Raw genomic sequence first — 24425 nt, 5'->3', positions numbered from 1 at the left:
GTCGGCGTGGTCCGGCACGCTCGCGGAGATCCTGCCGGCGCCGGTCCGGCAGGCGAGCGACAGGCAAGGAACCACCATGACCCCGCACGTCACGATCATCGGCGCCGGACTCGGAGGGCTGACCCTCGCCCGCGTCCTGCACGTCCACGGCATCCCGGCCACGGTCTACGAGGCGGAGCCTTCCCCGGCAGCCCGCGCGCAGGGCGGGATGCTCGACATCCACGACGACAACGGCCTGCCGGCCCTGGAGGCGGCGGGCCTGGCGGACGCGTTCCGCGCCCTCGTCCTGGAGGGCCGCCAGGCGATACGCATCCTCGACCGGAACGGAACCGTCCTGTTCGACCAGGCCGACGACGGCACCGGCGGGCGCCCCGAGGTCATGCGCGGCGAGCTGCGCCGGATACTGCTCGAAGCGCTTCCGGCCGGCACCGTACGGTGGGGCCACAAGGCCACCGGCGTCCGGGCCCTCGGCGCGGGGCGCCACGAGGTGACGTTCACCGACGGCAGCACCGTCGGCACCGGCCTGCTGGTCGGCGCGGACGGTGCGTGGTCACGCGTACGGCCGCTGCTCTCCGACGCGACACCCGAGTACGTGGGCCGGTCCGTCGTCGAGACGTACCTGTACGACGCCGACGACCGGCACCCGGCCACCGCGAAAATGGCCGGTGGCGGATCGTTCTTCGCCCTCGCGCCGGGCAGGGCGATCCAGGCCCACCGGGAGAGCGGCGGCACCCTGCACACCTACGTGGTGCTCACCGAGCCGCTGGACTGGTTCGCCGCCGTCGACTTCACCGACGCCGCCGCGGCCACCGCGCGGATCGCGCGGGAATTCGACGGTTGGGCACCGGAAGTGACCACACTGATCACCGCCGGCGACACCGCACCCGCCCTGCGCCCCCACCACACCCTGCCGGTCGGACACCGCTGGGACCGGGTGCCGGGGGTGACCCTGCTCGGCGACGCCGCGCACCTCTGCGCGCCGAACGGCGAGGGCGCCAACCTCGCCATGCTCGACGGCGCCGAACTCGGTCTGGCCCTGGCCGCCTACCCGGGCGACACCGAGGCCGCGCTCACCGCGTACGAGCAGGCCATGTTCCCGCGCGGTGCGGCAGCCGCCGCCGAAGGTGACCAGCTCAACGAGCTGCTGTACGGCGACCAGGCACCCCACGGGTTGATCAACGCGTTCGTCGGGGACCGGCAGAGCGCATGACCGGCGGCGGGGGGGGCGGGCTCCGGCCGGCAGTCGATAAGCCCGCCGTCGATAAGCCCGCCGTCGGAAAGCCCGCCATCAATAGGCCAGCCGTCGAAATGCAATCAGAAAGCCCCCCACACCCGCAGTGCCCCGCCCGGCGCCTCGGCCGTCGCCGTGTACGTGTCGTCCTTGGCGTCGCGCCCGCCCTCCGCGTGGTCGTACTGCCCCGCGAAGACGTGCCGCCCGGCGGGCACGGTCCGGCCCGCCTTCAGCGTCCACCGGTAGACAAGTGCGCCGTCGCGGGGCTCCACGGACACCGTGAAGTCGTCCGACGGCAGCGTGCTCCAGTGGCCGGTGTCCGCCACGCCGCCGGACTGGGCGATCCGCAGTTCCAGGGTGAGCGCGGTCAGGGGGCGCCCGGTCTGGAGCGTGACGTTGCTCTGGGCCCAGTACGTGTTGCTGTGCGGGTCCACGGAGCCGTCCGACCACAGCGGACCGTCCTCGGTGCGCGGCGGGCCGCCCGCCGTGCCCCCGGACGGCGGACGTCCACCGGTGGACGCGCCGGGCGTCGGTGACGCGGGCTCACCGCCCGTATCCCTGCCTCCACTGTTCCCGCCGGTCTCACCGGCACCGTCGCCCCCGCCGGTCCCGTCGGTGGCGGAACCCGCCGCGCCGGGCCGCTCCGTCCTCCCGGGCTCACCGGAGGGCGGCTCGGCCGGGGTGGCCGACGCGTGGGGCGGGGGCGTGGGGGAGGCGGGCCGGTCCTCTCCCGGCCCGGCGGGACCGGCCGGGCGCGTCGTCACCTTCTCCGGGCCGGGGGACTGCGCGACCGTCGCCACCGCGTAACCACCGGCGACGAGCGCCCCCACCGTCGCGGCGGCCGCGAAGGCCACCCGCGGCCACGAGCAGCGCGGCGCCGCCCGGCGGCGGTGTGCCGTACCGCGGTCGGTGGAGTCCGCCATGCCGCGCTCCAGCCGCGCGAGCATCCGGGCACGGTCCGGGTGGTGCCTCCGCGCCGCCTCGCGCAGTTGCTCCCGCACGTCGTCGTCCGCCATCACTTCCTCCGTCCCGCGAGGCCGTCCACGGCCCCCGCGCCCAGGTGCCGCTGGAGCTCCGCCATGCCCCGGGAGGTCTGGCTCTTGACCGTACCGACGGATATGCCCAGGGCGAGGGCGGTGTCCCGCTCCGACAGGTCGAACGCGTGCCGCAGCACGACGCACGCGCGCTTACGGAACGGCAGCCGCTCCAGCGCCTGCCGGACGTCCACGACGGCGGCCACGTCGGGGCCGTCCGACCGCTCGGGGCGCTGGGACCAGAACAGGGCGATCCGGCGCCGCTCGCGCACGGTGCTGCGAATCCGGCCGCGGGCCATGTTGGCGACCACACCACGGGCGTACGCCACCGGGTGCTCCGCGGCGCGTACGCGGTCCCACCGGTGCCACAGGGCGAGCAGCGCGTCCGCCGCGAGGTCGTCGGCGGCGTCCGTCTCACCCGTGAGCAGGTGGGCCAGGCGGGCCAGTTCGGCGTGATGGCGCTCGAAGAAGGCGTGGAACTCCACGGCCGCGTCGCCGGTGCCGGAGGACGGGACGGTGCCCGGGGACGGACCGGCCTCCGGGCCGCCGGGGGAAACGTTCATGTCTCTCGGAGGGGCGGCGGACGAGATCATGCCGACCATTCGGGGTGCGGAGGCTGTGGCGGCCGGTGACCGGTGGGGGAGGGGAGGCTGACCACGGGGCGGGCTCTCTCGGTCGGGAACACTCTGTCAGCCCCTCAGTTGCCGCCGGTCAGGGGAAGGTTGCCGCCGGCTGCCGACAATTTTCCGCGGAGTGTCCAGGTGCGGTGTCCAGGTGGACCAAGTGGGGCAGCCAAGTGGGCGAAGGGGGCTGGAGACAGGCTCGCACTTGACCGGCAGCAGCAACCAATGCGCCCGGCGGCGGCAACCAGGAAGCACTGTCCCCGAACCGGAAGGCCGACCCATGTCATCCCCTGGCCGTCACCGCGCCCCCCGCAAGCGCTTGCTCGTCGCGCTGCTCGCCGCCGCCACACTCGGCGGCGGAACCTTCCTCGCTCTCGACACCACCGCCGGCTCCGCACAGGCCGCGGACGGCTGCGCGCCGAACGCTGCCACGCCCATGGGCAAGTACTGGCTCAACAACAACACCTGGGGAGCGAACACCGGTTCCGGGTGGAGCTGCACGTGGGCCACGCACCAGTCCGGCAACACCATCGGCTGGGGCACCCACTACGACTGGACGGGCGCTCCCGAGTCGGTGAAGTCGTACGCGAGCAGCGTGCTCGGCTGGCACTGGGGCTGGAAGTCCGACGCCACCGGCCTGCCCGTGCGGGTCTCCGCGAAGAAGCCGATCCGCGCGAAGTGGTCCTACCAGGTGAAGCCGGCCAGGCCCGGCGCGTACAACGTCGCCTACGACCTGTGGCTGCACGACCGGCCGGACACCGACTGGCAGAGCCGGCCCAAGCACGAGGTCATGGTCTGGCTCGCCAAGGGCGGTGACGCCGCGCCGCTGGGCACCCGGCAGCAGCGGGTGAAGATCGCCGGCGCGTACTGGGACCTGTACGTCGGCCGGACCGGCTGGAACGTGTACTCCTTCGTCCGCGTCGGCAACACCACGACGTCCGACCTCCAGCTCGACGCCTTCCTCCAGGCCCTGGTCCGCCGGGGCCTGGTGGCGCCCACCGATTACGTCAGCGGCGTGGAGGCCGGTACGGAAGCCTTCACCGGCAAGGCCCAGCTGGACACCACCGCGTACTCGGTCGACGTCGGCTGAGGCGGCCGGAGCGGCGGCGGGGCTTCCCACGGGCAGGCCACGTGGGAAGCCCCACACCTACGGAGGTGCGCCGACCCTTGGGCAGCAGGGCTCAACGGCCCTGGTCCGCCCGGCTTTCGTTCCCGCCTTGCGTGACCCACCGGTACGCGGCATCCGCCGTGAAGTCCCGCCGGCCGCCCGGGAAGAACAGCCCGGCGCTGCCGAACGCCGGGTCCGTCGCCGTCTCCGGCACGTACGGGACCGCCACGCACCGCATCCCCGCCCGGCGGGCCGCCTCCGCGCCGGGCGGCGCGTCCTCCAGCACCACGCACGTCCGCGGCTCGACGCCCAGCCTGCGGGCCGCTTCCAGGAAGACGTCGGGCGCGGGCTTGCCCTGCGCGACCTCCTCGGCCGAGACGCGTACGGTCAGCCGCGCGTCCAGGCCGGTGGCCGCGAGCACCGTCTCGATCGCGGACCGGGAGGAGCCGGAGGCCACCGCCAGAGGGTGCCCGGCCGCGTGCAGCAGCTCCACGAACGCCCGCATCTGGGGGAAGACCTCGGTGTGCGCCCGCGCCAGTTCCAGGTAGGCGCGGTTCTTGCCGGCCAGCAGCTCGTCGAGGGGCGCGTCGATGCCGTACTCCCGCTTGAGGATCGCCAGCGTCTCGCGGGTGCCGATGCCGATGAAGCGCGTGTGGTGCTCCCAGGTGAAGCCGGTGACGCCGTACCGGGCGAGCACCCTGCGTCCCGCCTCGTAGTAGTTCGGCTCGCTGTCCACGAGCGTGCCGTCCAGGTCGAAGATGACGGGGGCGGGGGAGGCGCCGGTGGGAATGCTCATGGACTCAGCATGTCAAGGCGCGTCCCGGCGCGGTCCGGCGGTACCTCCCGTACCGCTCTTACCGGCGGCACCACTGACACCGCCCGTACCACCCGTACCGCCTGTAGTACTCGTACCACCCGTACCGCCCACCGCTTCGACCAGCGGCAGCATCCGGTGCGGCACCCGTTCCCGCAGGGCCACCTCCGTCCGCGTACGGACCACGCCGGACATCTTGATCAGCCGCTGGATCACGTCCTCCAGGTGGGCCGCGTCCCGCGCGACCACCCGCGTCAGCAGGTCCCCGCCGCCGGTCGTCGAGAACGCCTCGATGATCTCCGGCACCTCGGCCAGCTCACCGGCGACGTCCTCCAGATGCCCCTGGGTGACCTCGATGTGCACGAAGGCGAGGACGGGGTGGCCGAGCGCGGCGGGCGACAGGCGCGGCCCGTACGCGGTGATCACCCCGTCCCGCTCCAGCCGGTCGAGCCGCGCCTGGACGGTGCCCCGGGCGATGCCGAGGATACGGGCGTACTCCCGCACGCTGGTGCGCGGCTGCTCCAGCAGCAGCCGCAGGATCTTCGCGTCGAGCGTGTCCACGGCCATGGGCCAACGGCCTCCTCGGGGGCGGTGCGGGGCCCGACGACTGTACCAACGGCCCACTTGCCGGGGCGTGCGGTGGCCGCCGGTCTCCGCGAGCGCCCCGCCCGCCCCCACCGTTCGTCAGCAGACCCCGTCGCCGGGCTTCGGGTTGGCCAGCCGGAAGACGGGCCGCAGCTTCAGGCCGGCCCAGGTGCCGAGCAGCGCCGTCGCGCCCCAGATCCAGCCGTGCAGACTGCCGGAGGCGATGCCGGCGAGGTAGGCGCCGATGTTGCAGCCGCCGGCCAGCCGGGCGCCGATGCCCATCAGGACACCACCCGCGACCGCCGCGACCGCGGTACGCCACGGAGTGCCCCGGTGCAGGGCCCAGGTACCGCCGAGGGCGGCGGCGACCCCCGCCCCGATCATGATGCCGATGTCGGTCAGGCTGGTCCTGTCGGCCAGCACCGGGCCGGACAGCGCCTGCGCGTTCGCGGGCTTCTGCCAGTACGACCAGGTCTCCGGATGCCCGCCGAACGCGCTCACCAGCTTCGCGCCCCACAGACTGAACGCGCTGGTCACACCCCACGCCCCGCCGGACACCAGCAGGACGCCGCCGCCCAGCACCGCCAGCACCGCCGCGCCCGCGGCCAGCGGCCACGAACCGCGCAGGACCCGGGCGGCCGCGGTCTTCGCCGACGGCACCGGGCCGGTCGGCGGCGGATTGCGGCGCGCCTGGACCGCGCGGCTGACGGCCACCACGACGGCCAGCGCCAGGATCGTGACGGCCCACGACCGGAACCAGCCGATGTGGTCGGCGAACACCACGGGCCGGTACGCCGGGAGGTCCTTCCACAGGTCGAACTGCCAGGCGGCCAGCGTGGAGCCGGCGATGAAGCCGCCCAGCGTCAGCACGATGGAGGTCTGCCCCGAACCCACCGCGAACAGCGTGCCGGACGCGCACGCGCCACCCAGCTGCATCCCGACGGCGAACACGAACGAGCCGAGGAGCAGCCCCACGCCCAGCGGCCCGTCGGAGGGCTCGGGCGCCGCCCCGAACAGTCCGGTGCCGGTGCCGATGACCAGGGCGAACAGGGTGGCTGTCGTGCCCAGCAGGAGCGCGTGGGCGCGCAGCCCGGTCCCGTTGCCCACGGCGACCAGCTGCCGCCAGGCCGAGGTGAACCCGAACCGCGAGTGGAACAGGGCCACCCCCAGTCCGAGCCCGAGCAGCAGCAGGACGCCGGGCTCGGCGCCGTACGAGGCGAAGACGTAGCCCGCCAGCGCCACGGCGATCAGCAGGCCGACGGCGAGCGGCAGCCGGCGTACGGGCGGGGCCGGGGGAGCGGCGGGCCGGGGCCGGGAGGTGGGGGACGGGGGGAGCAGGGCCGCGGACGGGCGGGGGGCACCGACGAGCGGATCAGGGGGAGCTGTGGTCACAGCGGGCTCCGTGAGGTGAGCGGGCGCACGTCACCCCCGGGAACGCCAGGGCGCGGGGGTGGAGAGGGAAGTGGTGATCAAGGGCGTCGGCGCCGGTGGACGGCGCCGACGGCAGGCTTCAGCGGGGACAGAGCCCGTCGTCGACGCACCAGGCCGAGTTCGCGAAGAGCGCGAGACAGAGGAGGCGTGCGGGTGCGGACATGACGTCGAGGGTAATGCGTGGACGATGCACGCGGTCGCCGCGTTCCGCCATCCGGACAGGGGAATGAGACACAGGATGAGGCGAGGCGTGAGTCGAGAGGAGGTGAGGGTGGGGAAGCGGGCGAATCGAGCAGACGGGCGGCTCTCCGCGCCAATGGCCACCTGCTGGCTCAGTACTCAGCGGCTGTGCTGTACCAATGGCTCAGTGCTCCGCTGCTCTGTTGAGCCAACAGCAGTGTTGATGTTGTCATAGGCGAGTCGATGGCGCTGCGGATTTCCGCGGCGCCTTTTTGGTGCGGAGCCGCAGAGCGGAGGCGCGCAGCGGAAGCGCGGCGCCGATGCACCGGGCCGTATGACAGCTGAACACGAAGGGGTGGAAAAACCGTGTTGAAGAGGGTGTTCGTGGCGCCGGACCCGGGGCGGCTGCGGCTGCGCAGCGCCGCGCGGGCCGTCGTGGGCGTCGGGCTGGCGGTCGCCGTGTGCGCCGTCGCCGGCCACTCGCTGGTCGGTGCCGTGGTGGGCGGGGTCGCCGCGTTGCTCGCCCTCTTCACCGTCGCGGACACCACGGTCCGCGGCCAGCTGGTCTCCACCGCCCTGCTGCCGCTGGCCGGCTTCCCGGTGCTCGCCGCGGCGGCGCTGCTGCACGATCACCCGCTGGTGCGGGACACGGCCTTCCTGGCCACCGTCGGCCTGGGCGTCTACGCCCGCCGGTGGGGCCCGCGCGGCAACGCCCTCGGCATCTTCGCGTTCATGTCCTTCTTCGAGGCGCAGTTCCTGCGCACGGTGCCCGAGCAGCTGCCGGAGCTGTACGCCGCCACCGCGCTCGCGCTCCTCGCCTGCTCGGCCGTCCGCTTCGGACTGTGGTGCTACGAACGCCGTACGCCGCCGCCCGCCGTCCCCGTCCTGCCCGGCGGCAAGGGACTCGCCCGCGCGACGACCCGCCAGGCGCTCCAGGCGACCGTCGGCGGGGCCGTCGCCCTGGTCGCGGGCCAGCTGCTCTCCCACGAACGCTGGTACTGGGCGGTCGGCGCCATGTGGTGGATCTTCGTCAACACCGCCTCGCGCGGCGAGACCGTGGTCCGCGGCTTCCGCCGGATGCTCGGCACGCTCCTCGGCGTCCCGGCCGGCCTGCTGATCGCCGTACCGCTGCACGGTGCCGTCGCGCCCACGGCCGTCCTCATCGCGGTCTGCGTCTTCTCGATCTTCTACGCGTCGCCGGTCTCCTACACCTGGAACATGCTCGCGGTGACCCTGATGGTCGGCCTGCTGTACGGGCTGCTGGGCGTCCTCGACCCGGGGCTGCTCGCGCTGCGCCTGGCGGAGACCGGCGTCGGCGCGCTCAGCGCGGTGCTCGCCGTCCTGCTCGTCCTGCCCGTCACCACGCACGCCACGACGGACGCCTGGATCCAGCGCGCCCTGCGCTGCGTGCACCACTGCACCGCCGAGGCCGCGGCACGCATCGCGGGGACCGAGAGCGCCGACCCGGCCCCGCTCGTCGCCGAGCTGGAGGTGCTGCTGCGCCGGGTACGGCTGTCCCTCGCCCCGCTGGTGCACCCGCTGGCCCCGATGCGGGCCCGCAAGGAACGGGCCCGGCAGGTGCTGGCGCTGCTGGACGACTGTGCCCGCGAGGTCCGCGGACTGGCGTCCATCGCCGCCGACCCGGTGGCGTCGCACGACGCCCGGCTGACCGCCGCCTGCCAGCGGGTGGAGGCCGCCGTCGAGGCGCTCACCACACCGCAGCAGGCCCGCGAGGCCGCGGCCGCCGCGGCCACCGCCTCGCACGCGCCCCTGGAACCCGCGCTCGCCCACCTCCACGGCCTGGAGCGCGCCCTGGTGGAACTGGCCGCGCCGCTGCGCAGCTCCCCGCGCTCAGAGCCGGTGTCATGACACCGGTCTCACCGCCGGCCGACGCCTGACGGCCCCTTCGGCGCTCCGCCGCCGACCTCCTTCGCCGAGACCGGCAGCCACCCTGGCTGCCGGTCTCACTCATCGGGACTGCCGTCTCACATGAGCCGTCACCGCGGCCGCCACCGCGAGCAGCGCGGTGGTGCCGCCGGCCACCAGGACGGCCGAGGGGGACGTACGGTCCACGACGGCGCCGCCGGTCAGCGCGCCGGCGGAGAGGGTCGCCTGGAACGAGGCGGTGAAGAGCACCGACGCCGCCTCGGGGGCGTGCGGGGCGGCCCGGACGAACCAGGTCTGCGAAGCGACCGGCACGGCCCCGTACGCGACACCCCAGACGATCAGCAGGACGACCGCCCCGGCCGCCGGCCGGCCCAGCACCGGCAGGAGCAGCGTCGCGGCCGCCAGCAGAGCCGCTGCGGTCCCGAACGTGGCACGCGGATGCCGTACGACCTGTGCGCCGGCCAGGAAATTCCCGGCGATACCGGCAGCGCCGTACACGAGCAGGAAGACCGTGACGGTTTCCGGCCCCACCCCCGTGACCCGTTCGAGGAACGGCGTCACATAGGTGTACGCCCCGAAGTGCGCCGGCACCACGAGAAACGTCATGAGCAACGCGAAACGAGTGGTGGCGCTCCGGAACATTCCGGCCAGCACGGCCGGGCCGGTGACCTGCACGACGGGCAGCGGCGGCGCCGCCAGCGCCAGGGCGACCGACACCCCGAGTGACAGGGCGGCCATCACGAAGAATGCCGTGCGCCAGCCCGCGAGATTCCCGAGGAACGTACCGGCGGGCACACCGAACACGGAGCCGAGCGGAACCGCGGCGAAAATGACCGCCGTCGCCCTGGCGGCGGACTCCTTCCTCACCAGACGTTCCGCCAGGCCCGCCCCGACCGACCAGAATCCGCCGATCGTGACACCGACCAGCACCCGCGACACGAGTACGAGCCCGTAGGCCGTAGCGGTGGCGGCCAGCACGTTCGCCAAGGTCAGCAGGGCCATGAAGGCACAGAGCAGCAGACGGCGGTCGATCCGCGCGCTCGCCACGGTGACGACCGGCGCGGCCACCGCGGCGAGCAGACCCGGCGCGGTCAGCATCAACCCCGCCTGCCCGTCGGAAACGCCGAATTCCGCGCCGATCGTCGTGAGCAGTCCGATCGGCAGGATCTCGGTCGTGACGATCGAGAAGATACCCAGCATGACCGCCAGAACGGCGAGCCGGCCCGCCGCGGGAGATCGGGACGGGGTGGCCGCGGCGGGCGCGGTCGTGGCGGGAACGTCCGCCGGTGTGGTGGACGCCGGGAATTCCGCGTCGGTGGATGGGGACATGTATTCCGCCCTGGGTCGCTCGGTGGGCTGCGCTCGGCGCGCATCAGTGCATTCGGTGCGCATGAGTCCAGCAGCCGCCGTCGAAGAGGGCTGGCGGCATTCCGACACGGAAGCGGCGGCCGACGGAGCTGTCGCATTTCTGCGACCCACGCCCGGCGGCGGGCTCCCGGCAGCCTGTTAGCGTCAGCGCGTACGACGACTCCGTACGGCGACTCCGTACGGCACACAGGGCGGACGAAGGGCAGGCGGGACGCCGATGAGGACGACAGGCAGCGGACGGCGGGCGTACATCGGATCGTTCACGTCGGCCGGCGGGCCCGGCATCGTCACGGCGGCGGTCGATCCGGAGACGGGCGCCCTGACCCCGCTGCACGCCACGGCCGAGGTAGCCGACCCGAGTTACCTCGCCCCCACGCCCGACGGACGCCACCTGTACGCGGTGAGCGAGACGTCCGAGGGCGCGGCTGCCGCCTTCGCCCTCACGGAGCGCGGCCCGGTGCTGCTCGGCGCCCCCGTACCGGTGCGGGGCGCGGCCCCCACCCACCTCACCCTCTGGGCCGGGCACCTGTTCACCGCGAACTACACCTCCGGCAGCGTCAGCGCGCTGTGCGTACGGGCCGACGGCACCCTCGCGGAACCGGCCGCCGTGCTCCAGCACGAGGGCCGCGGCCCGAACCCGGACCGCCAGGAGGGCCCGCACGCGCACGGCGTGCTGCCCGACCCCTCCGGCAGCCGGCTGCTCAGCGTCGACCTGGGCACCGATTCCGTACGCAGCTGCGAACTCGACCCGGCGAGCGGGGCCCCCGTCGTACGGCAGGAAGTACGCCTGCGTCCCGGCAGCGGGCCCCGGCACCTCGCCTTCCACCCGCGCGGCAGCCATGCGTACGTCGTCAACGAGCTGTCCTCCACGGTCACACCGTGCCGCTGGGACGCCACCACCGGCACCCTCGCACCGCTGACCGAGACGGCGATCCTGCCTCCGGACGCGGGCGAGAACCACCCCTCCGAACTGGTCGTCTCGCCCGACGGCCGCTTCGCCTGGGCGGCGAACCGGGGCCACGACAGCATCTCGGTCCTGGCCCTCGACCCGTCGGGGGAGAGCCTTTCCCTGGTCACCACCGTGCCGTGCGGCGGGCACTGGCCGCGCGACCTGGCCCTGCACCCGGACGGGCGGCACCTCTACGCCGCCAACGAACGCTCCGGGGACGTCACCTGGTTCTCCGTCGACACCACGACCGGGGTGCCGGAAGCCGGCGGCTCGCTCGCGGTCGCGGCCGCTTCCTGCGTGGTGTTCGTCTGACCGGCCCGGCACCGGAAAGCCGAAGGGCCGCTCCCGGCGCGGGGAGCGGCCCTTTCACGAAGGTGACGGCGACGGCGGCGCCGTCGTGGGCACGGGCAGGGTCACCGCACCGGCGCGTGCTGTCCCGCCGACTGCAGCGTGATGCCGAGCGCCGACGCGTAGTTCGACAGGACCAGGCGGCCGACCGTCCCGTACGCGCCCAGCGGCTCCGCCGCGGAGCAGCCCGCTTCCGCCGCGGCCGCCCCCACCAGGCCGTCGGCGATCTCGGGACCGATCAGGTACGGGGCCAGGGCCAGCTGCCGCGAGCCCGAGGAACGCAGCTCGTCGGCCGTACGGGCGATGGCGCCCTCCTCGTCCAGCGCGGCGGCCATCACCGGCACGGCCAGGCGGGCGGAGAGCAGCATGCCGGTGATCCCGGCGGCCTGCACCGCCTCCTCGCCGCCGACGGTGGCCAGGACGATGCCGTCGGCGGCCGTCGCGACCGTGAACAGCCGCGCCCGGTCGGCGCGGGCCAAACCGGCTTCGGAGAGGCGTACGTGCAGGGCCTCGGCGAGCAGCGGGTGCGGGCCGAGGACATCGGTCAGCTCGGCGGCCGAACCGCTGTTCATGACGGCCTGGCGTATCCGGCGGAGCAGCGCGCTGTCCGGCCCGGCCAGCAGCGGCACGACCACCGCGGGCGGACCCTGCTGCTCGGGCTGCGAACCGTCGCCCGTACGCGCCTTGTGCTCACGGGCGGCCTGGGCGAGCACGGCCTCCAGCGCCGGGTACTCCGTGTCGTCGCCGTCCACGTAGCCGATCCGGGCGTCGAGGCCGGGCAGCTCGGAACGGGCGATGCTGGTCACCTCGGCCGCCAGACCGCGCGCGGCGTCGGAAGGGGTGCCGGGCACGGCGAGGACCAGGGCGGGCGCGCCCTCGGGCGCGGCGACGGGCTCCGGTCGGCGGTGCCGACCGGACTGCCGGGGTCGCGGCATTCGTACAGGCAGGCCGGATGCGGCGCCCGGGCTCGAAGAAACTTCGTCAAAACGGGGCGAGCCGGGTGCGGGCCCAGTGGGGGAACTCATGGCGTCGCATGTTAACGCCTCAAGGGTGCTCCGCGCGGCGGGAGGGTTCGGCCGGGAGGTATCCGTCCCGAATTGTCCCGTGCGCCGTATCAGCAGGTCAGAGCCCGAATCGAGCATCGGTGCGAGCCTGCGGAGGCCTCGCGGCGGGCTGCCGGGCGCTCCGGTGCCGCGGGGCACCGGAGGGTCTCGCTCCGCGGCCGCCCGAAGCGCCGCGGAAGGGGCGCCGGGGCGATGCGTCGGACCTCCGCGACGACTTACGGAATTTACGGCTTTACGGCCATGCGGTCACCGAGGCTCTCGCCGGGTGCCGGGTGCCGGGTGCCGGGTGCCGGGTGCCGGGTGCCGGGTGCCGCGCCGCGCCGTACCGCGGCCTACCGCGTGACCCGCAGCAGCTTCTCGTCCGTGGGCAGCAGCAGCCGGTCGTTGGCCAGCGCGGCGGCGACACGCAGCGCCCCGCCCAGGGGATCGCCCTCCGCCTCGACCCGGCGGGCGCGCGGCAGCAGTTCGTCGAACGCGGTGCGGAGCGGCGTCAGCAGGGGCTCACCGAGACGCAGGAGACCGCCGGTGAAGGCCACCACGCTGCCCGCCGCCGAGGGGCACACGGCCGCTGCCGCCTCCGCCAGGTGCCGTGCCGCCCCGGTCAGGATCGCCGCCGCCACCGGGTCGTGCCCGGCGCTCGCGGCGACCTCGGGTGCGAACGACGCCAGTACGGCAGTCCGGTCGGCGCGTGGGTACAGCATGCCGGGCAGCTCACCCGCCGGGCCGAACAGCGCCTCCATACGGGACAGCAGCACGGCCGATCCGCCCGCCCGGCCGTCGTGCGCGCGCAGCGCCGCCTCCAGCCCCGCCCTGCCGATCCAGGCCCCGCTGCCGCAGTCACCCAGCAGGTGCCCCCAGCCGTCGGCGCGCCGCCAGCCGCCGGTGGCGGTGAGATCCGTACCCATCGCTATGACGCCGGTACCGGCGGCGACGACGGCGCCCGGCTGCTGGCCGAGCGCCCCGGCGTACGCGGTCACGGCGTCGGCGGCCAGCGCGAGCCGCCGTACGCCGAACGTCTCCGCCAGCGCCCCGGGCAGCTCGGCGCGCAGCTCCGTGCCGAGCGTCGCCATGCCCGCGGCGCCGACGCACACGGCGTCGAACCGCCCGGCGCCGGTGTCCCGCATCAGGTCCTGCGCCGCCGGCACCAGCTGTTTGAGCAGCTGGTGGGCGTCCATACCGTTCGGTCCGGTGCCGATCGGCTCCTGAGAGGTGTACGAGGCGAGCGGCCGCGCGTCCCTCTCGTCCGCGCGGGCCACCGCGATCCGCAGGCCGGAGCCGCCGGAGTCCACGCCGAGGACATGGCCGGACACCGGGCCCGCCGCACCGCCTCCGGTCTCAGCCAAACCCGCGCGCGTCCTGCTTGAGGGCGGTGTCCACGGTGAGTGCGGTGGCGACGACCAGGGTCCGCAGCGGCTCGGGGAGCTGGAGGTGGATCTGCAGGACGTAGTTGTCCGCGGTGGTGAACATCGTCTTGGCCAGGCCCTCCCAGGTCTTGGTGATCCGGGCGACCTCGGTGTCGGTGTGGTCGACGATGGCGAAGTTCCAGGCGCGCCAGTTCTCCGCCTTGATGGCGCCGATCTGCTGCCCGCCCGCCATCATCGCGAAATTGATCTTCCCGATGGCGTTCTGCTGCACGATCTCGCCGACCGGCTGCCCGTCGGGCCGCTCCACCAGCACCTTCGACTTGATGAACTTCGCGGGGCGGGTCAGCACCAGCTGCGGCTGACCGTAGGCGTCCCGGATCTCCAGCCGGTGGGTCATGTACTGATCGAGGCTGGAGACGATCCGCAGCACCTTCTTCGCGGTGCTCTGGCCGACCTGGACGACCGTGCCGAGCGTGTTGCCGTGCTGGTCGAAGACGCTGTACTCGTTCGTCACCTCGATCAGCTTGGCCTTCTGGTTCACCACCAGGACCGGTTCGGTGAACAGCGTCCCGCCGCCCTGCGCGGTGGGCGCGACACCGGCCTGCTGCTGCACCTGGTACTGCACCTGTCCCGGGTTGCCGCCCGGTTGGCCGTAACCGGCCTGCTGCCCGGCCGGTACCGGCTGCCCGGCCTGCGGGGCGTACTGCTGCGGCATCGGCTGCCCGGCGCCCTGCTGGGGCGCGTACCCCTGCCCGGTGGCCTGCTGGCCGTTCCCCGGCCGGCCGTACGGCTGCCCGGCCTGCTGCTGGGGGCCGCTCTGCTGCCCGGCCTTCACGTACGACAGCGGCTGCTGCGCCTGCTGCGGTGCTTGCTGCTGCTGGGCCTGCTGCGGCGCCTGCTGCTGGGCCGGTGTCTGCGCCTGGGCCTGCCGGCCCGCGTGCGTGTGCTCGGTCCACCGGGTTCCGTCCCACCAGCGCAGCTGGTCGGGCGTGCCCTGCGGGTCGGCGTACCAGCCCGCAGGGATGTTCGCGTTCGTCATGCGGGCACACTATCCCGCAGGGTCAGGGCAGTCTCCAGTCCACCGGCTGCGCGCCCTGGCGCGCCAGCAGGTCGTTGGTCCGGCTGAACGGGCGCGAGCCGAAGAAGCCCCGGTCGGCCGACATGGGGGAGGGGTGCGCGGACTCCACCGAGGGCAGATCGCCGAGGAGCGGCCGCAGGTTGCGCGCGTCGCGGCCCCACAGCACCGACACCATCGGCCGGCCCCGCGCGACCAGCGCCCGGATGGCCTGCTCCGTGACCTCCTCCCAGCCCTTGCCCCGGTGCGCCGCCGGCTTGCGCGGCGCGGTGGTCAGCGCCCTGTTGAGCAGCAGGACGCCCTGCCGCGTCCACGGCGTCAGATCACCGTTGGACGGCCGCGGCAGGCCCAGGTCCGAGGCCATCTCCCGGTAGATGTTCTCCAGACTTCCGGGCAGCGGGCGGACGTCCGGCGCGACGGAGAAGCTGAGCCCCACCGCGTGGCCGGGGGTCGGATAGGGGTCCTGCCCGACGATGAGCACCCGGACGTCGTCGAAGGGCTGTTGGAAGGCGCGCAGCACCTTGCTGCCCGCCGGGAGGTAGGTCCGTCCCGCGGCGATCTCCGCCCGCAGGAACTCGCCCATCCTGGCGATCTGTCCGGCGACCGGCTCAAGTGCCTTGGCCCAGCCCGGTTCGACGATTTCATGAAGAGGTCGTGCAGCCACGCCCGTCACCCTACTGGCCGCAGGGTGATCCTCTTCAACCGATGGCCTGATCCGCTCCCCGGTGCGACCGCCCGTCCACCCCCTCCCGGCTCATCCCACGCTCATCCCACCGCGGCTGCCCGTACGCACAGCACGTCCGGCAGGTGGGAGGCGAGTTGCTGCCAGCTGTCACCGTCGTCCGCGCTGGCGAACACCTCGCCGTTACGGTTGCCGAAGTAGACCCCCGCGGGATCGGCGTCGTCGACGCACAGGGCGTCCCTGAGCACCGTGCCGTAATGGTCCTCCCGGGGCAGGCCGTCGCTGAGCGCCTCCCAGCTCGCACCGGCGTCCTGGGTGCGGTACACCCGGCAGCGGTGGTCCGCCGGGACGCGGTCCATGTCCGCGGTGATGGGGAAGACGTACGCCACGTCAGCCCGGCGCGGGTGGGCCGCTGCCGCGAACCCGAAGTCGGACGGCAGGCCGCCGCCGATGTCGGTCCACTTCGCGCCCGCGTCGTCGCTGCGGTACACGCCCCAGTGGTTCTGCAGGTAGAGCCGGTCCCGGTCCACGGGGTCCTGCGCGATCTTGTGGACACACTGCCCGAACTCCGGGTCCGGATCCGGCAGGAACACGGCCTTCACGCCGCTGTTCGACGGGGCCCAGCTCCGGCCGCCGTCCTTCGTACGGAACACACCGGCCGCGGACACCGCGACCGTCACCGCGTCCGCGTCCCGCGGGTCCGTGATCACCGTGTGCACCGCCAGGCCGCCGCCACCGGGCACCCACTGTGCACGGGACGGGTGGTCCCACAGGGGGCGCACCAGTTCGAACGTCTCGCCCCCGTCCGCCGACCGGAACAGCCCGCCGGGCTCCGTCCCCGCGTACACCACGTCGGGGGCGGCCGGCCCGGCCGGATGGAGCTGCCACACCCGCTCCAGTGACGTCCCGGTGTCCGGCGGGTACTTGACGGGCGGCCGGGGCGGCTCCCGCCAGGTCTCGCCGAGGTCGTCGGAGTGGAAGACCGAGGGGCCCCAGTGCGCGCTGTCCGCACCGGCCAGCACCCGGGGGGTCGGACGACGGGTGTCGATGCCGATCGAATACACCGCCTGCGCGGCGAAGTGCGGCCCGCTCAGCTCCCAGTCGCCGTGCCGCCGCCGGCCGATGAAGAGTCCTTTGCGCGTGCCCACCGCGAGCAGTACGTCTGCCGTGCCAGCTGTCTTGCCGGATGCCATGCCGAACACCTCCGGGACGCCGTTGTCTCAGGTATCGCTCAGTCTGCACCCGACCACTGACAACGGCCCTCCAGCGCGACGTTGCCGCAGGTCGGAGCGCGAGGCCGGCAGCAAAGGACCGGCCCCCGGCAGAAAGAAGACCGGCCCCCCGTCGCCGGGGGGCCGGTCTTCTCTTCTCGCGCCTTGCCGCGTCAGTGCCGTTGGTTACGGCCGATGGTCACGCGGTAGATCACCAGGACGATCACCGAGCCGATGATGGCCGCGATCCACGTCGAGAGGTGGAAGAAGCCGTTGATCGACTCCACCCCGAAGATCACCTTGCCGAGCCAGCCGCCCAGCAGACCACCGACGATGCCGATCAGCATGGTGACGAGGCATCCACCCGGGTCCTTGCCCGGCATCAGCGCCTTCGCGATCGCACCTGCCAGCAACCCGATCAGGATCCACGCGATGATTCCCACGGCAGCTCACCTCGTTCACAAATAAGATCAAAACGCTTCGACTCTGGTGTTTCCTGCTTTTGCGGATCGAAACACTGCAAGCGCATCGGGTCGCTGTGCGAGCCTCGGCACTGGACCTCTGCCGCGGACCTCGGGGCCGCTGCCGCCATGGCCGCCGGTCCACCGGCGCGCCCCGGAGCGTCAAAAATCGCTCGTACGGGAAGCGCCGGGGCCCCTATCGTGAGCCAGTCGGTCCGGGACGGTGTTCCCGGGCCGGACGGCCGGTCGCGGCGGTACGGGGGTACGCCGCGAGCCGGCGGCACAGCAGTGCGGAACGACGTGCGGGGCCGGACCCATCAGGGGCCGGCCCCGTTGTCGTACGCCGGACGGCCCTCAAGTACGAGAACCTTCGTAGTTTGACAAGCCCCGTACTACGAGGGGTATCGTACGAAGCGTCAAGGAGAAGCACCACCGAACGCGGGAGTCCGTCGTGAGCGCACTGTTCGAGCCCCTCACCCTCCGGTCGCTGACCATCCCCAACCGCATATGGATGGCTCCGATGTGCATGTACTCGGCGGCGCCGGACGGTCCGGAGCAGGGCGCGCCCAACGACTGGCACTTCCAGCACCTGGCCTCGCGCGCCGCCGGCGGTACGGGGCTGATCCTGACCGAGGCGACGGCCGTGAGCCCGGAGGGGCGCATCAGCCCGTACGACCTGGGGCTCTGGAACGACACGCAGACCGCCGCGTTCCGCCGCATCACCGACTTCCTCAAGGCGCACGGCTCCGTCCCGGGCATCCAGATCGCCCACGCGGGGCGCAAGGCCTCGACGGAGCGTACGTGGGTGGACCGCGGCGCCCCGATCGCCCCGGGTGAGGGCCACGGGTGGCAGCCGGTGGGCCCCAGCGCGCTGGCGTTCGACGAGGCGTCCACCGAGCCGGCCGAGCTGGCCGTCGAGGAGATCCAGGAGATCGTCGGGCAGTTCGCCGCCACCGCGCGGCGGGCGCTGGAGGCGGGCTTCCAGGTCGCGGAGATCCACGGCGCGCACGGCTACCTGATCAACGAGTTCCTCTCGCCGTACACCAACCGGCGCACGGACGAGTACGGCGGCTCGTACGAGAACCGCACCCGGTTCGCCCTGGAGGTCGTGGACGCGGTGCGGGCCGTGTGGCCCGAGGAGCTGCCGCTGTTCTTCCGGATCTCGGCGACGGACTGGCTCTCGGAGAACGCGGACGACGAGCGCGAGGGCTGGACCGGCGAGGACACCGTGCGCTTCGCCGCCGACCTGAAGGCGCACGGCGTGGACCTGCTGGACACCTCCACCGGAGGCAACGCCCCCGGCGCGAAGATCGAGGTGGGCCCCGACTACCAGGTGCCGTTCGCCGAGCGGGTCAAGAAGGAGACCGGGCTGCCGGTTGGTGCCGTCGGTCTGATCACCGAGGCACGGCAGGCCGAGAAGATCGTCGCGGACGGCCGGGCGGACGCCGCCCTCATCGGCCGTGAGCTGCTGCGCGACCCGTACTTCGCCCGCAACGCGGCCCGTGAACTCGGTGCCGACATCCACGTCCCCAACCCGTACCACCGCTCCTGAGCTGCGAGGACGCGCCGTGCCTGACGGTCCGGCACGGCGCGTCCGGATGCGGTGACCGGGTGCGCGGGAGGGGCGGCCGAACGGGTCAAGTTGTCATGAGCCTGCCAGTGAAGGGGTCGCTCCCCGGCACCCCGTGCACAACGAAAGAGCGGTGGGGTTAGCATCTGAGCACCGCCTAGCTCGAAAGATGGACCTGTGACTGTCAACGAGGACTCGTTCACAAACTGGAAGAACCGCGAGGAGATCGCGGAGTCGATGATCCCGATCATCGGGAAGCTGCACCGGGAGCGGGACGTCACGGTCCTGCTCCACAGCCGCTCCCTGGTGAACAAGTCGGTGGTCAGCATCCTGAAGACGCACCGATTCGCGCGCCAGATAGCCGGCGAGGAGCTCTCGATCACCGAGACGTTCCCGTTCCTGAAGGCCCTCACCGCCCTCGATCTCGGTCCGTCCCAGATCGACATCGGCCGGCTCGCCGAGACGTACAAGGCCGACGACCGCGGTCTGACGGTGGAGGCGTTCACGGCCGAGGCCGTCGCGGGCGCCACGGGTGCCGACAAGATCGAGCGCCGCCAGGGGCGCGACGTCGTCCTCTACGGCTTCGGCCGCATCGGCCGCCTCGTCGCCCGTCTGCTCATCGAGAAGGCCGGTTCCGGCAACGGCCTGCGGCTGCGCGCGGTCGTCGTCCGCGGGGGCGGGGGGCGGGCCGACGAGGACCTCGTCAAGCGCGCCTCGCTGCTGCGGCGCGACTCCATCCACGGCCAGTTCCAGGGCACGATCACGGTCGACGAGGCGAACAGCACCATCGTCGCCAACGGCAACGGGATCAAGGTGATCTACGCCGACGACCCCACCGAGGTCGACTACACGGCGTACGGCATCAAGGACGCCATCCTCATCGACAACACGGGCAAGTGGCGCGACCGCGAGGGCCTGTCGAAGCACCTGCGCCCCGGCATCGACAAGGTCGTCCTGACCGCGCCGGGCAAGGGCGACGTCCCGAACATCGTGCACGGCGTCAACCACGACACGATCAAGCCGGACGAGCGGATCCTGTCCTGCGCGTCCTGCACCACCAACGCCATCGTCCCGCCGCTGAAGGCGATGGACGACGAGTACGGGGTGCTGCGCGGCCACGTCGAGACGGTCCACTCGTTCACCAACGACCAGAACCTGCTGGACAATTACCACAAGGCCGACCGCCGCGGCCGCTCGGCGCCGCTCAACATGGTCATCACCGAGACCGGTGCCGCCTCCGCCGTCGCCAAGGCGCTGCCCGGCCTCCAGGCGAAGATCACCGGCAGCTCGATCCGCGTTCCGGTCCCGGACGTCTCGATCGCGATCCTCAACCTCCAGCTCGCGCGCGAGACCAGCCGCGACGAGGTCCTCGAACACCTCCGTGACGTGTCGCTGACCTCGCCGCTCCGGCGCCAGATCGACTTCACCAGCGCCCCCGACGCGGTCTCGAACGACTTCATCGGCTCGCGCCACGCCTCGATCGTCGACGCCGGCGCCACCAAGGTCGAGGGCGACAACGCGATCCTCTACCTCTGGTACGACAACGAGTTCGGCTACTCCTGCCAGGTCATCCGCGTCGTCCAGTACGTCTCCGGAGTCGAGTACCCGACCTACCCGGCCCCGGTGGGCTGATCCCGCGAAACCGCCCGGGACGGCAGCCTGCCCCGAAAGGGGCCCGGGCTGCCGTCCCGCTGCCGTCCGCGGCGGCTACCACCGGCCGTCGCCGTACCGACGGTGCAACTCGCTGATCTCCTGGTCGTCGTGAGCGTCCATGGACCGGGTGCGCCGTACGCCGGCCTCTATGACGAAGAGCACGAGCCCGCCGATGAGCACCGAGGCGAGCAGCAACACCACCACATATTCCACATACATCTCCTACCCGGCGCCCACGGCGCTGCAACGAGCTTCCGTGGGCACCGCCGAGCCCGCATCCAGGGGCCCCGGCCCGCAGCCGTGCGCCACCGGTCACGTCGCTACGTGAAAGCTGTACGCATGGCCGCAGGCATCGCAGGCGAAGCGGCCGTTCAGTCCGTCGTTGGCCGTCTGGCAGCGCGGGCACGGGGCGGTGGTGAAGTACTCCGGCCACCGCCCGGCCGCCTCTCCGGGGCCCGCGCCACCCGGCCTTGGATCACCTTCTGTCATCCGGACGCTCCACAGTTGCACGACCATCCGCCGTCCGGTCCCTGAATGACCTGAGCACCACACCTGCTGCAATACATGACAGCTCCTCAACCCGCACCACAGCACCCCGCGCCCAGACCGAGTACACCCATCTCAACATCGCCACGCCGTTATTCGGAGAATGTCCGGAAACGGCGTGGCGTACCGGATGCGGGACGGCGCACGGTCCTCTGGAGCACGTCGCGGCGCCGACTGTCCCACCAGCAAGCCCACGGCGGAACCCGCTTCCCGACGGGCAGGCTGATTTCAGCCACCCTCAGCCCCGCTCCCAGACGATCCGGGTGGCGGGATCCGGCGCGTACGAGCAGTACGCGCCCGTCCGCACGCTGCGCTCCAGGTGCAGCCCGAGGACGGGATCGTGCACGGAGATGCGTTTCACCGCCGCTTTGAGGGCCTTGGTGACGCTCAGCCGGGCCCGTTCGCCGTCGGAAACGGCCCGGCGGTCGCGGCCGCCGAGGCCGACGGCACCGGCGAGCTGCTCGGTCACGGCGTCGAGTTCGACACGGGCCTGTTCGGCCCGGACGGTGTCGTGAAAGCGCTCGGCCTCGTCCAGTTCCTCGGCCAGCTCCCGCAGACGCCTGCGGTAGGCGGCCTTCGCCCGTGCGTCGAGGACCGGGCCCGCGTCGCCCGTCCCCCCGGACGCCGGCGCCTCCGGTGCGAGCGCGGCGCCGCGGGCCGTACCGCGGTCGGCCGCGGCCAGCTCGCGGGCCAGGAACTCCCGGTCGGGCGCGGCCAGCAGCCGGGCCAGATAGCCCAGGCCCACCGTGTGCTTGAGGTGCACGACCTGACCGTCGTGGACGAGGGCCCAGTAATCGCCCCGCCTGCGCAGCGAGGCCCGGTGCGGCGGTGGTGCGGACGGCGCGCGGGCACCGGGCGGTGGTGCGGAGGAAACGCGGGCGCCGGGCGGTGCGGGCGGCGGGAGCGGCGGGACCGTGCCGAGCTCCGCCGCGGTGGCCAGTACGGCGGTCTCCAGCGGCCACTGCCGGCCGTGCTCGCGCGCCTCCTCGAAGCGCCGGTCGCCCATCTCCGTACGCGTCTTGGCGATGCCGGCCGCCCGCCAGCCCTTGAGGAACGACAGCAGCGCGGCGCCGGACTTCTTCCGCGCCGTGTCCGACGCGCCGAACAGCGCGGCGGCCTTCTCGTAATGGCGGCCGGACATGGCCAGCATGGCCGTGATCTGGAAGACCTCGGCCAGCCCCCACGGGGCGTCGAGCTTGTGGAACAGGCGCAGCGCCTCGCCGGTACGGGCACGGGCGTCCCGTACGTCACCCAGGCCCCACGAAGCGGTGGCGAGGGTGAGCTCGGCCCAGGCGATGCTCTTGGGTTCACCGGCCTCGCACAGCAGGCGGAACGCGGTCCTGCCGTGGTGCTCCGCCTGCGCGAAGTCGCTCCGGGTGACCTCCACCATGGCCAGGAACAGGTACGACCAGCCCATCAGCCACGGCTCGTCGGTCTTCAGGGCGGCCGCCAGCGACTCGCCCAGCGTCTCCACCGCGCCGTCCGGATTGCCGACCAGCAGCGCGCCGAACCCGAGGTACTGCAAGGAGCACACCAGCCCCGGCAGATCGCCGTTGCGCCGTGACAGGTGCTCGGCCTCGGAGCAGGAGAGCCAGGCACGCTCCAGGTCCCCCTGGATCACCGCGAGCAGCCCCAGCCCGTTCAGCGCCCGCACACGGCCCTTGGCGGCGGCGCTCCGGTCGGCCTCCAGGGCCCGTTCGAGCCAGACGCGCCCCTCGGCGTAACGTCCCTGCACGTCCCAGAAGGACGCGAGGGCGCCGGCCATCCGTACCGCGCCGTCGATGTCGCGGGACGCCATCAGCCAGTCGAGGGCGGCCCGCAGGTCGTCGTGCTCGGCCTTGAGCCGGTCCAGCCACACCGCCTGGTGCGGGCCCCGGAACCGCTCCCAGGCCTGCTCGGCGAGGTCGTGGAAGTACGCGGCGTGCTGCGTCGACAGCGCGGCCGACTCGCCCCGCTGCCGCAGCCGGGCGAGCCCGTAGGCACGCAGCGTCCCCAGCAGCCGGTACCGGGCGGGGGAGCGCCGGGGGACGACCGTCACCAGTGACTTGTCGACCAGCCGCAGCAGCAGCTCACCCGGCCCGACGGCGCCGGCCTCCGCGATGGCCGCCGACTCGCGCGCAGCCACAGCCTCCGCGGCGGCCACGGCTCCCTCCGAAACCATGGCCTCCGGCCCGGCCACGGTCTCCGGCGCTCCCACGCTCTCCTGCGCGGCCACGGCTTCCACGGCGTCCAGGGTGAAGGCGCCCGCGAAGACCGACAGCCGCTCGAACAGCGCCCGTTCGGGCTCGCTGAGCAGGGCGTAGCTCCACTCGACGACGCCGTCCAGGGTCCGGTGGCGGCGCTGCGGGGCCCGGGCCTCCCACGCCAGGAACCGGAACCGGTCGTCCAGCCACCTGCTGAGCTGGGCGGCGTCGAGCGCGTTCGCCCGGGCCGCGGCCAGCTCGATGGCCAGCGGCAGACCGTCCAGCTTCCGGCAGATCTCGGCCACCGCCGCCGCGTTCGCCTCGGTGACCGCGAAGTCCGGCTCGACCGCCGTGGCCCGGTCCGCGAACAGCCGTACCGCGTCGTACTCCATGACGTCCACCGCACCGCCCTGCGCGGGGGGCGTGGCGAGCCCCGTGACCGGCCACAGCGCCTCGCCCGGAATACCCAGCCGCTCCCGGCTCGTCGCCATGACGCGTACGTCGCGGCAGGCGGAGAGCAGCGGCAGCACGAGCTGTGCGACCGCCTCCACGAGGTGCTCGCAGCAGTCCAGCACCAGCAGCATCACCTTGTCGCGCAGCCGCTCCGCCAGGACGTCCGGCAGGGTTCTGCCCGCCTGCTCCTGCACGTCGAGACCGGCCGCGACGGCGTGCGCGACCAGCAGCGGCTCGCTCAGTCCCGCCAGTTCCACGAACCGCGCCCCGTCCCGGTAACGGGGGGCCAGGCTCGTGGCCACCTCGACGGCGAGCCGGCTCTTGCCCGCTCCGCCGGCCCCGGTCAGGGTGACCAGCCGGTTGTGTTCCAGTCGCGCACAGACCCCGGCGGCTTCCTGCCGGCGCCCGACGAAGCTCGTCAGCGGCGCGGGTAAGTCCTTCGGTCCTCCGGCCGGCACCATCTTCGACGCTCCAACCCAGCGGCGCATCGAAGCGCCACCCCCCGCTCGCGAGGATAGTTTCGCGCCGGGCGGCGAAACAACCGAAAGCGGTTGCATCGTCTGCCGGTAACGGGCCTGACCTGCGGGTCGGGTACGGCAGGGCCG

General features: G+C 73.1%; 19 protein-coding genes and 1 pseudogene. 6 read left to right on the top strand and 14 right to left on the bottom strand.

The features are described from left to right. Positions 1-76: 76 nt before the first annotated feature. Positions 77-1210, top strand: coding sequence for an NAD(P)/FAD-dependent oxidoreductase (locus AB0L45_RS17035; RefSeq protein ID WP_365840542.1), 1134 nt, complete (start codon positions 77-79; stop codon positions 1208-1210). Positions 1211-1314: 104 nt separating this feature from the next. Here the strand turns inward: AB0L45_RS17035 and AB0L45_RS17030 are convergent, their stop codons facing one another. Both AB0L45_RS17030 and AB0L45_RS17025 read right to left on the bottom strand, forming a co-directional pair. Further along, complete coding sequence (locus AB0L45_RS17030) at positions 1315-2247, bottom strand: hypothetical protein (RefSeq protein WP_365840540.1); 933 nt, start codon at positions 2245-2247, stop codon at positions 1315-1317. After that, a complete protein-coding gene (locus AB0L45_RS17025) occupies positions 2247-2828 on the bottom strand; it encodes a SigE family RNA polymerase sigma factor (RefSeq protein WP_365840538.1) in 582 nt (193 codons plus the stop codon). Before AB0L45_RS17025 ends, AB0L45_RS17030 begins: the two co-directional genes overlap by 1 nt. Before the next feature lie 340 nt (positions 2829-3168). On the opposite strand from AB0L45_RS17025, the gene AB0L45_RS17020 reads away from it, so the two are divergent. Beyond that, positions 3169-3978, top strand: coding sequence for an endo-1,4-beta-glucanase (locus AB0L45_RS17020; protein ID WP_365840536.1), 810 nt, complete (start codon positions 3169-3171; stop codon positions 3976-3978). A 91-nt stretch (positions 3979-4069) separates the two neighbouring features. On the opposite strand, the gene AB0L45_RS17015 is transcribed toward AB0L45_RS17020, so the two are convergent. The 3 genes and pseudogenes from AB0L45_RS17015 to AB0L45_RS17005 all read right to left on the bottom strand — a co-directional run bounded on the left by AB0L45_RS17015 (position 4070) and on the right by AB0L45_RS17005 (position 6787). After that, the gene (locus AB0L45_RS17015) at positions 4070-4792 is read right to left on the bottom strand and encodes an HAD family phosphatase (protein ID WP_365840534.1); all 723 of its coding nucleotides are present in this window, start codon (positions 4790-4792) and stop codon (positions 4070-4072) included. 123 nt (positions 4793-4915) lie between these two features. Next, positions 4916-5377, bottom strand: a pseudogene (locus AB0L45_RS17010) (Lrp/AsnC family transcriptional regulator); the annotation flags it as partial. A 117-nt stretch (positions 5378-5494) separates the two neighbouring features. Beyond that, positions 5495-6787 (bottom strand): YeeE/YedE family protein, encoded by a 1293-nt coding sequence (locus AB0L45_RS17005; protein WP_365840532.1) that lies wholly within the window; start codon positions 6785-6787, stop codon positions 5495-5497. Between the two features lie 585 nt (positions 6788-7372). Between AB0L45_RS17005 and AB0L45_RS17000 the strand changes: the two genes are divergently transcribed. Further along, positions 7373-8875, top strand: a complete 1503-nt coding sequence (locus AB0L45_RS17000) for an FUSC family protein (protein ID WP_365840530.1) — start codon at positions 7373-7375, stop codon at positions 8873-8875. A gap of 99 nt (positions 8876-8974) precedes the next feature. On the opposite strand, the gene AB0L45_RS16995 is transcribed toward AB0L45_RS17000, so the two are convergent. Next, a complete protein-coding gene (locus AB0L45_RS16995) occupies positions 8975-10222 on the bottom strand; it encodes an MFS transporter (RefSeq protein WP_365840528.1) in 1248 nt (415 codons plus the stop codon). A gap of 256 nt (positions 10223-10478) precedes the next feature. Between AB0L45_RS16995 and AB0L45_RS16990 the strand changes: the two genes are divergently transcribed. Further along, positions 10479-11522 (top strand): lactonase family protein, encoded by a 1044-nt coding sequence (locus AB0L45_RS16990; RefSeq protein ID WP_365840526.1) that lies wholly within the window; start codon positions 10479-10481, stop codon positions 11520-11522. A gap of 101 nt (positions 11523-11623) precedes the next feature. Here AB0L45_RS16990 and AB0L45_RS16985 read toward each other — a convergent pair whose 3' ends face one another. From AB0L45_RS16985 to AB0L45_RS16960, 6 genes are all read right to left on the bottom strand, one after another. Beyond that, complete coding sequence (locus AB0L45_RS16985; RefSeq protein WP_365840524.1) at positions 11624-12493, bottom strand: hypothetical protein; 870 nt, start codon at positions 12491-12493, stop codon at positions 11624-11626. Between the two features lie 461 nt (positions 12494-12954). Next, positions 12955-13965 carry a BadF/BadG/BcrA/BcrD ATPase family protein gene (locus tag AB0L45_RS16980; protein ID WP_365840522.1) on the bottom strand — a complete coding sequence of 337 codons (1011 nt, stop codon included), beginning with the start codon at positions 13963-13965 and terminating at the stop codon, positions 12955-12957. Beyond that, positions 13958-15025, bottom strand: a complete 1068-nt coding sequence (locus tag AB0L45_RS16975) for a phospholipid scramblase-related protein (protein WP_365840520.1) — start codon at positions 15023-15025, stop codon at positions 13958-13960. The genes AB0L45_RS16980 and AB0L45_RS16975 overlap by 8 nt, the downstream gene beginning before the upstream one ends. Positions 15026-15047: 22 nt before the next feature. Continuing rightward, positions 15048-15725, bottom strand: a complete 678-nt coding sequence (locus AB0L45_RS16970; RefSeq protein ID WP_365840518.1) for a uracil-DNA glycosylase — start codon at positions 15723-15725, stop codon at positions 15048-15050. A gap of 101 nt (positions 15726-15826) precedes the next feature. Beyond that, entirely contained in the window at positions 15827-16936 is a 1110-nt protein-coding gene (locus AB0L45_RS16965; protein ID WP_365840516.1) for an exo-alpha-sialidase, read from the bottom strand. A gap of 191 nt (positions 16937-17127) precedes the next feature. After that, on the bottom strand, positions 17128-17397 hold the full coding sequence (locus tag AB0L45_RS16960) for a GlsB/YeaQ/YmgE family stress response membrane protein (RefSeq protein ID WP_030019131.1): 270 nt from the start codon (positions 17395-17397) through the stop codon (positions 17128-17130). A gap of 469 nt (positions 17398-17866) precedes the next feature. On the opposite strand from AB0L45_RS16960, the gene AB0L45_RS16955 reads away from it, so the two are divergent. Beyond that, positions 17867-18967, top strand: a complete 1101-nt coding sequence (locus AB0L45_RS16955) for an NADH:flavin oxidoreductase/NADH oxidase (protein WP_365840514.1) — start codon at positions 17867-17869, stop codon at positions 18965-18967. Positions 18968-19162: 195 nt separating this feature from the next. Further along, positions 19163-20617 (top strand): glyceraldehyde-3-phosphate dehydrogenase, encoded by a 1455-nt coding sequence (locus AB0L45_RS16950; RefSeq protein WP_365840512.1) that lies wholly within the window; start codon positions 19163-19165, stop codon positions 20615-20617. Between the two features lie 75 nt (positions 20618-20692). Here AB0L45_RS16950 and AB0L45_RS16945 read toward each other — a convergent pair whose 3' ends face one another. Further along, on the bottom strand, positions 20693-20851 hold the full coding sequence (locus AB0L45_RS16945) for a hypothetical protein (RefSeq protein ID WP_365840510.1): 159 nt from the start codon (positions 20849-20851) through the stop codon (positions 20693-20695). 571 nt (positions 20852-21422) lie between these two features. Beyond that, positions 21423-24308, bottom strand: coding sequence for a hypothetical protein (locus AB0L45_RS16940; protein ID WP_365840508.1), 2886 nt, complete (start codon positions 24306-24308; stop codon positions 21423-21425). Between the last annotated feature and the right edge of the window lie 117 nt (positions 24309-24425).

Origin of the sequence: Streptomyces sp. NPDC052496 (assembly GCF_040679095.1) — a bacterium.
In the GTDB taxonomy this organism is placed as follows: Bacteria; Actinomycetota; Actinomycetes; order Streptomycetales; family Streptomycetaceae; genus Streptomyces.
This window is presented reverse-complemented; position numbering and strand designations above follow the sequence as displayed.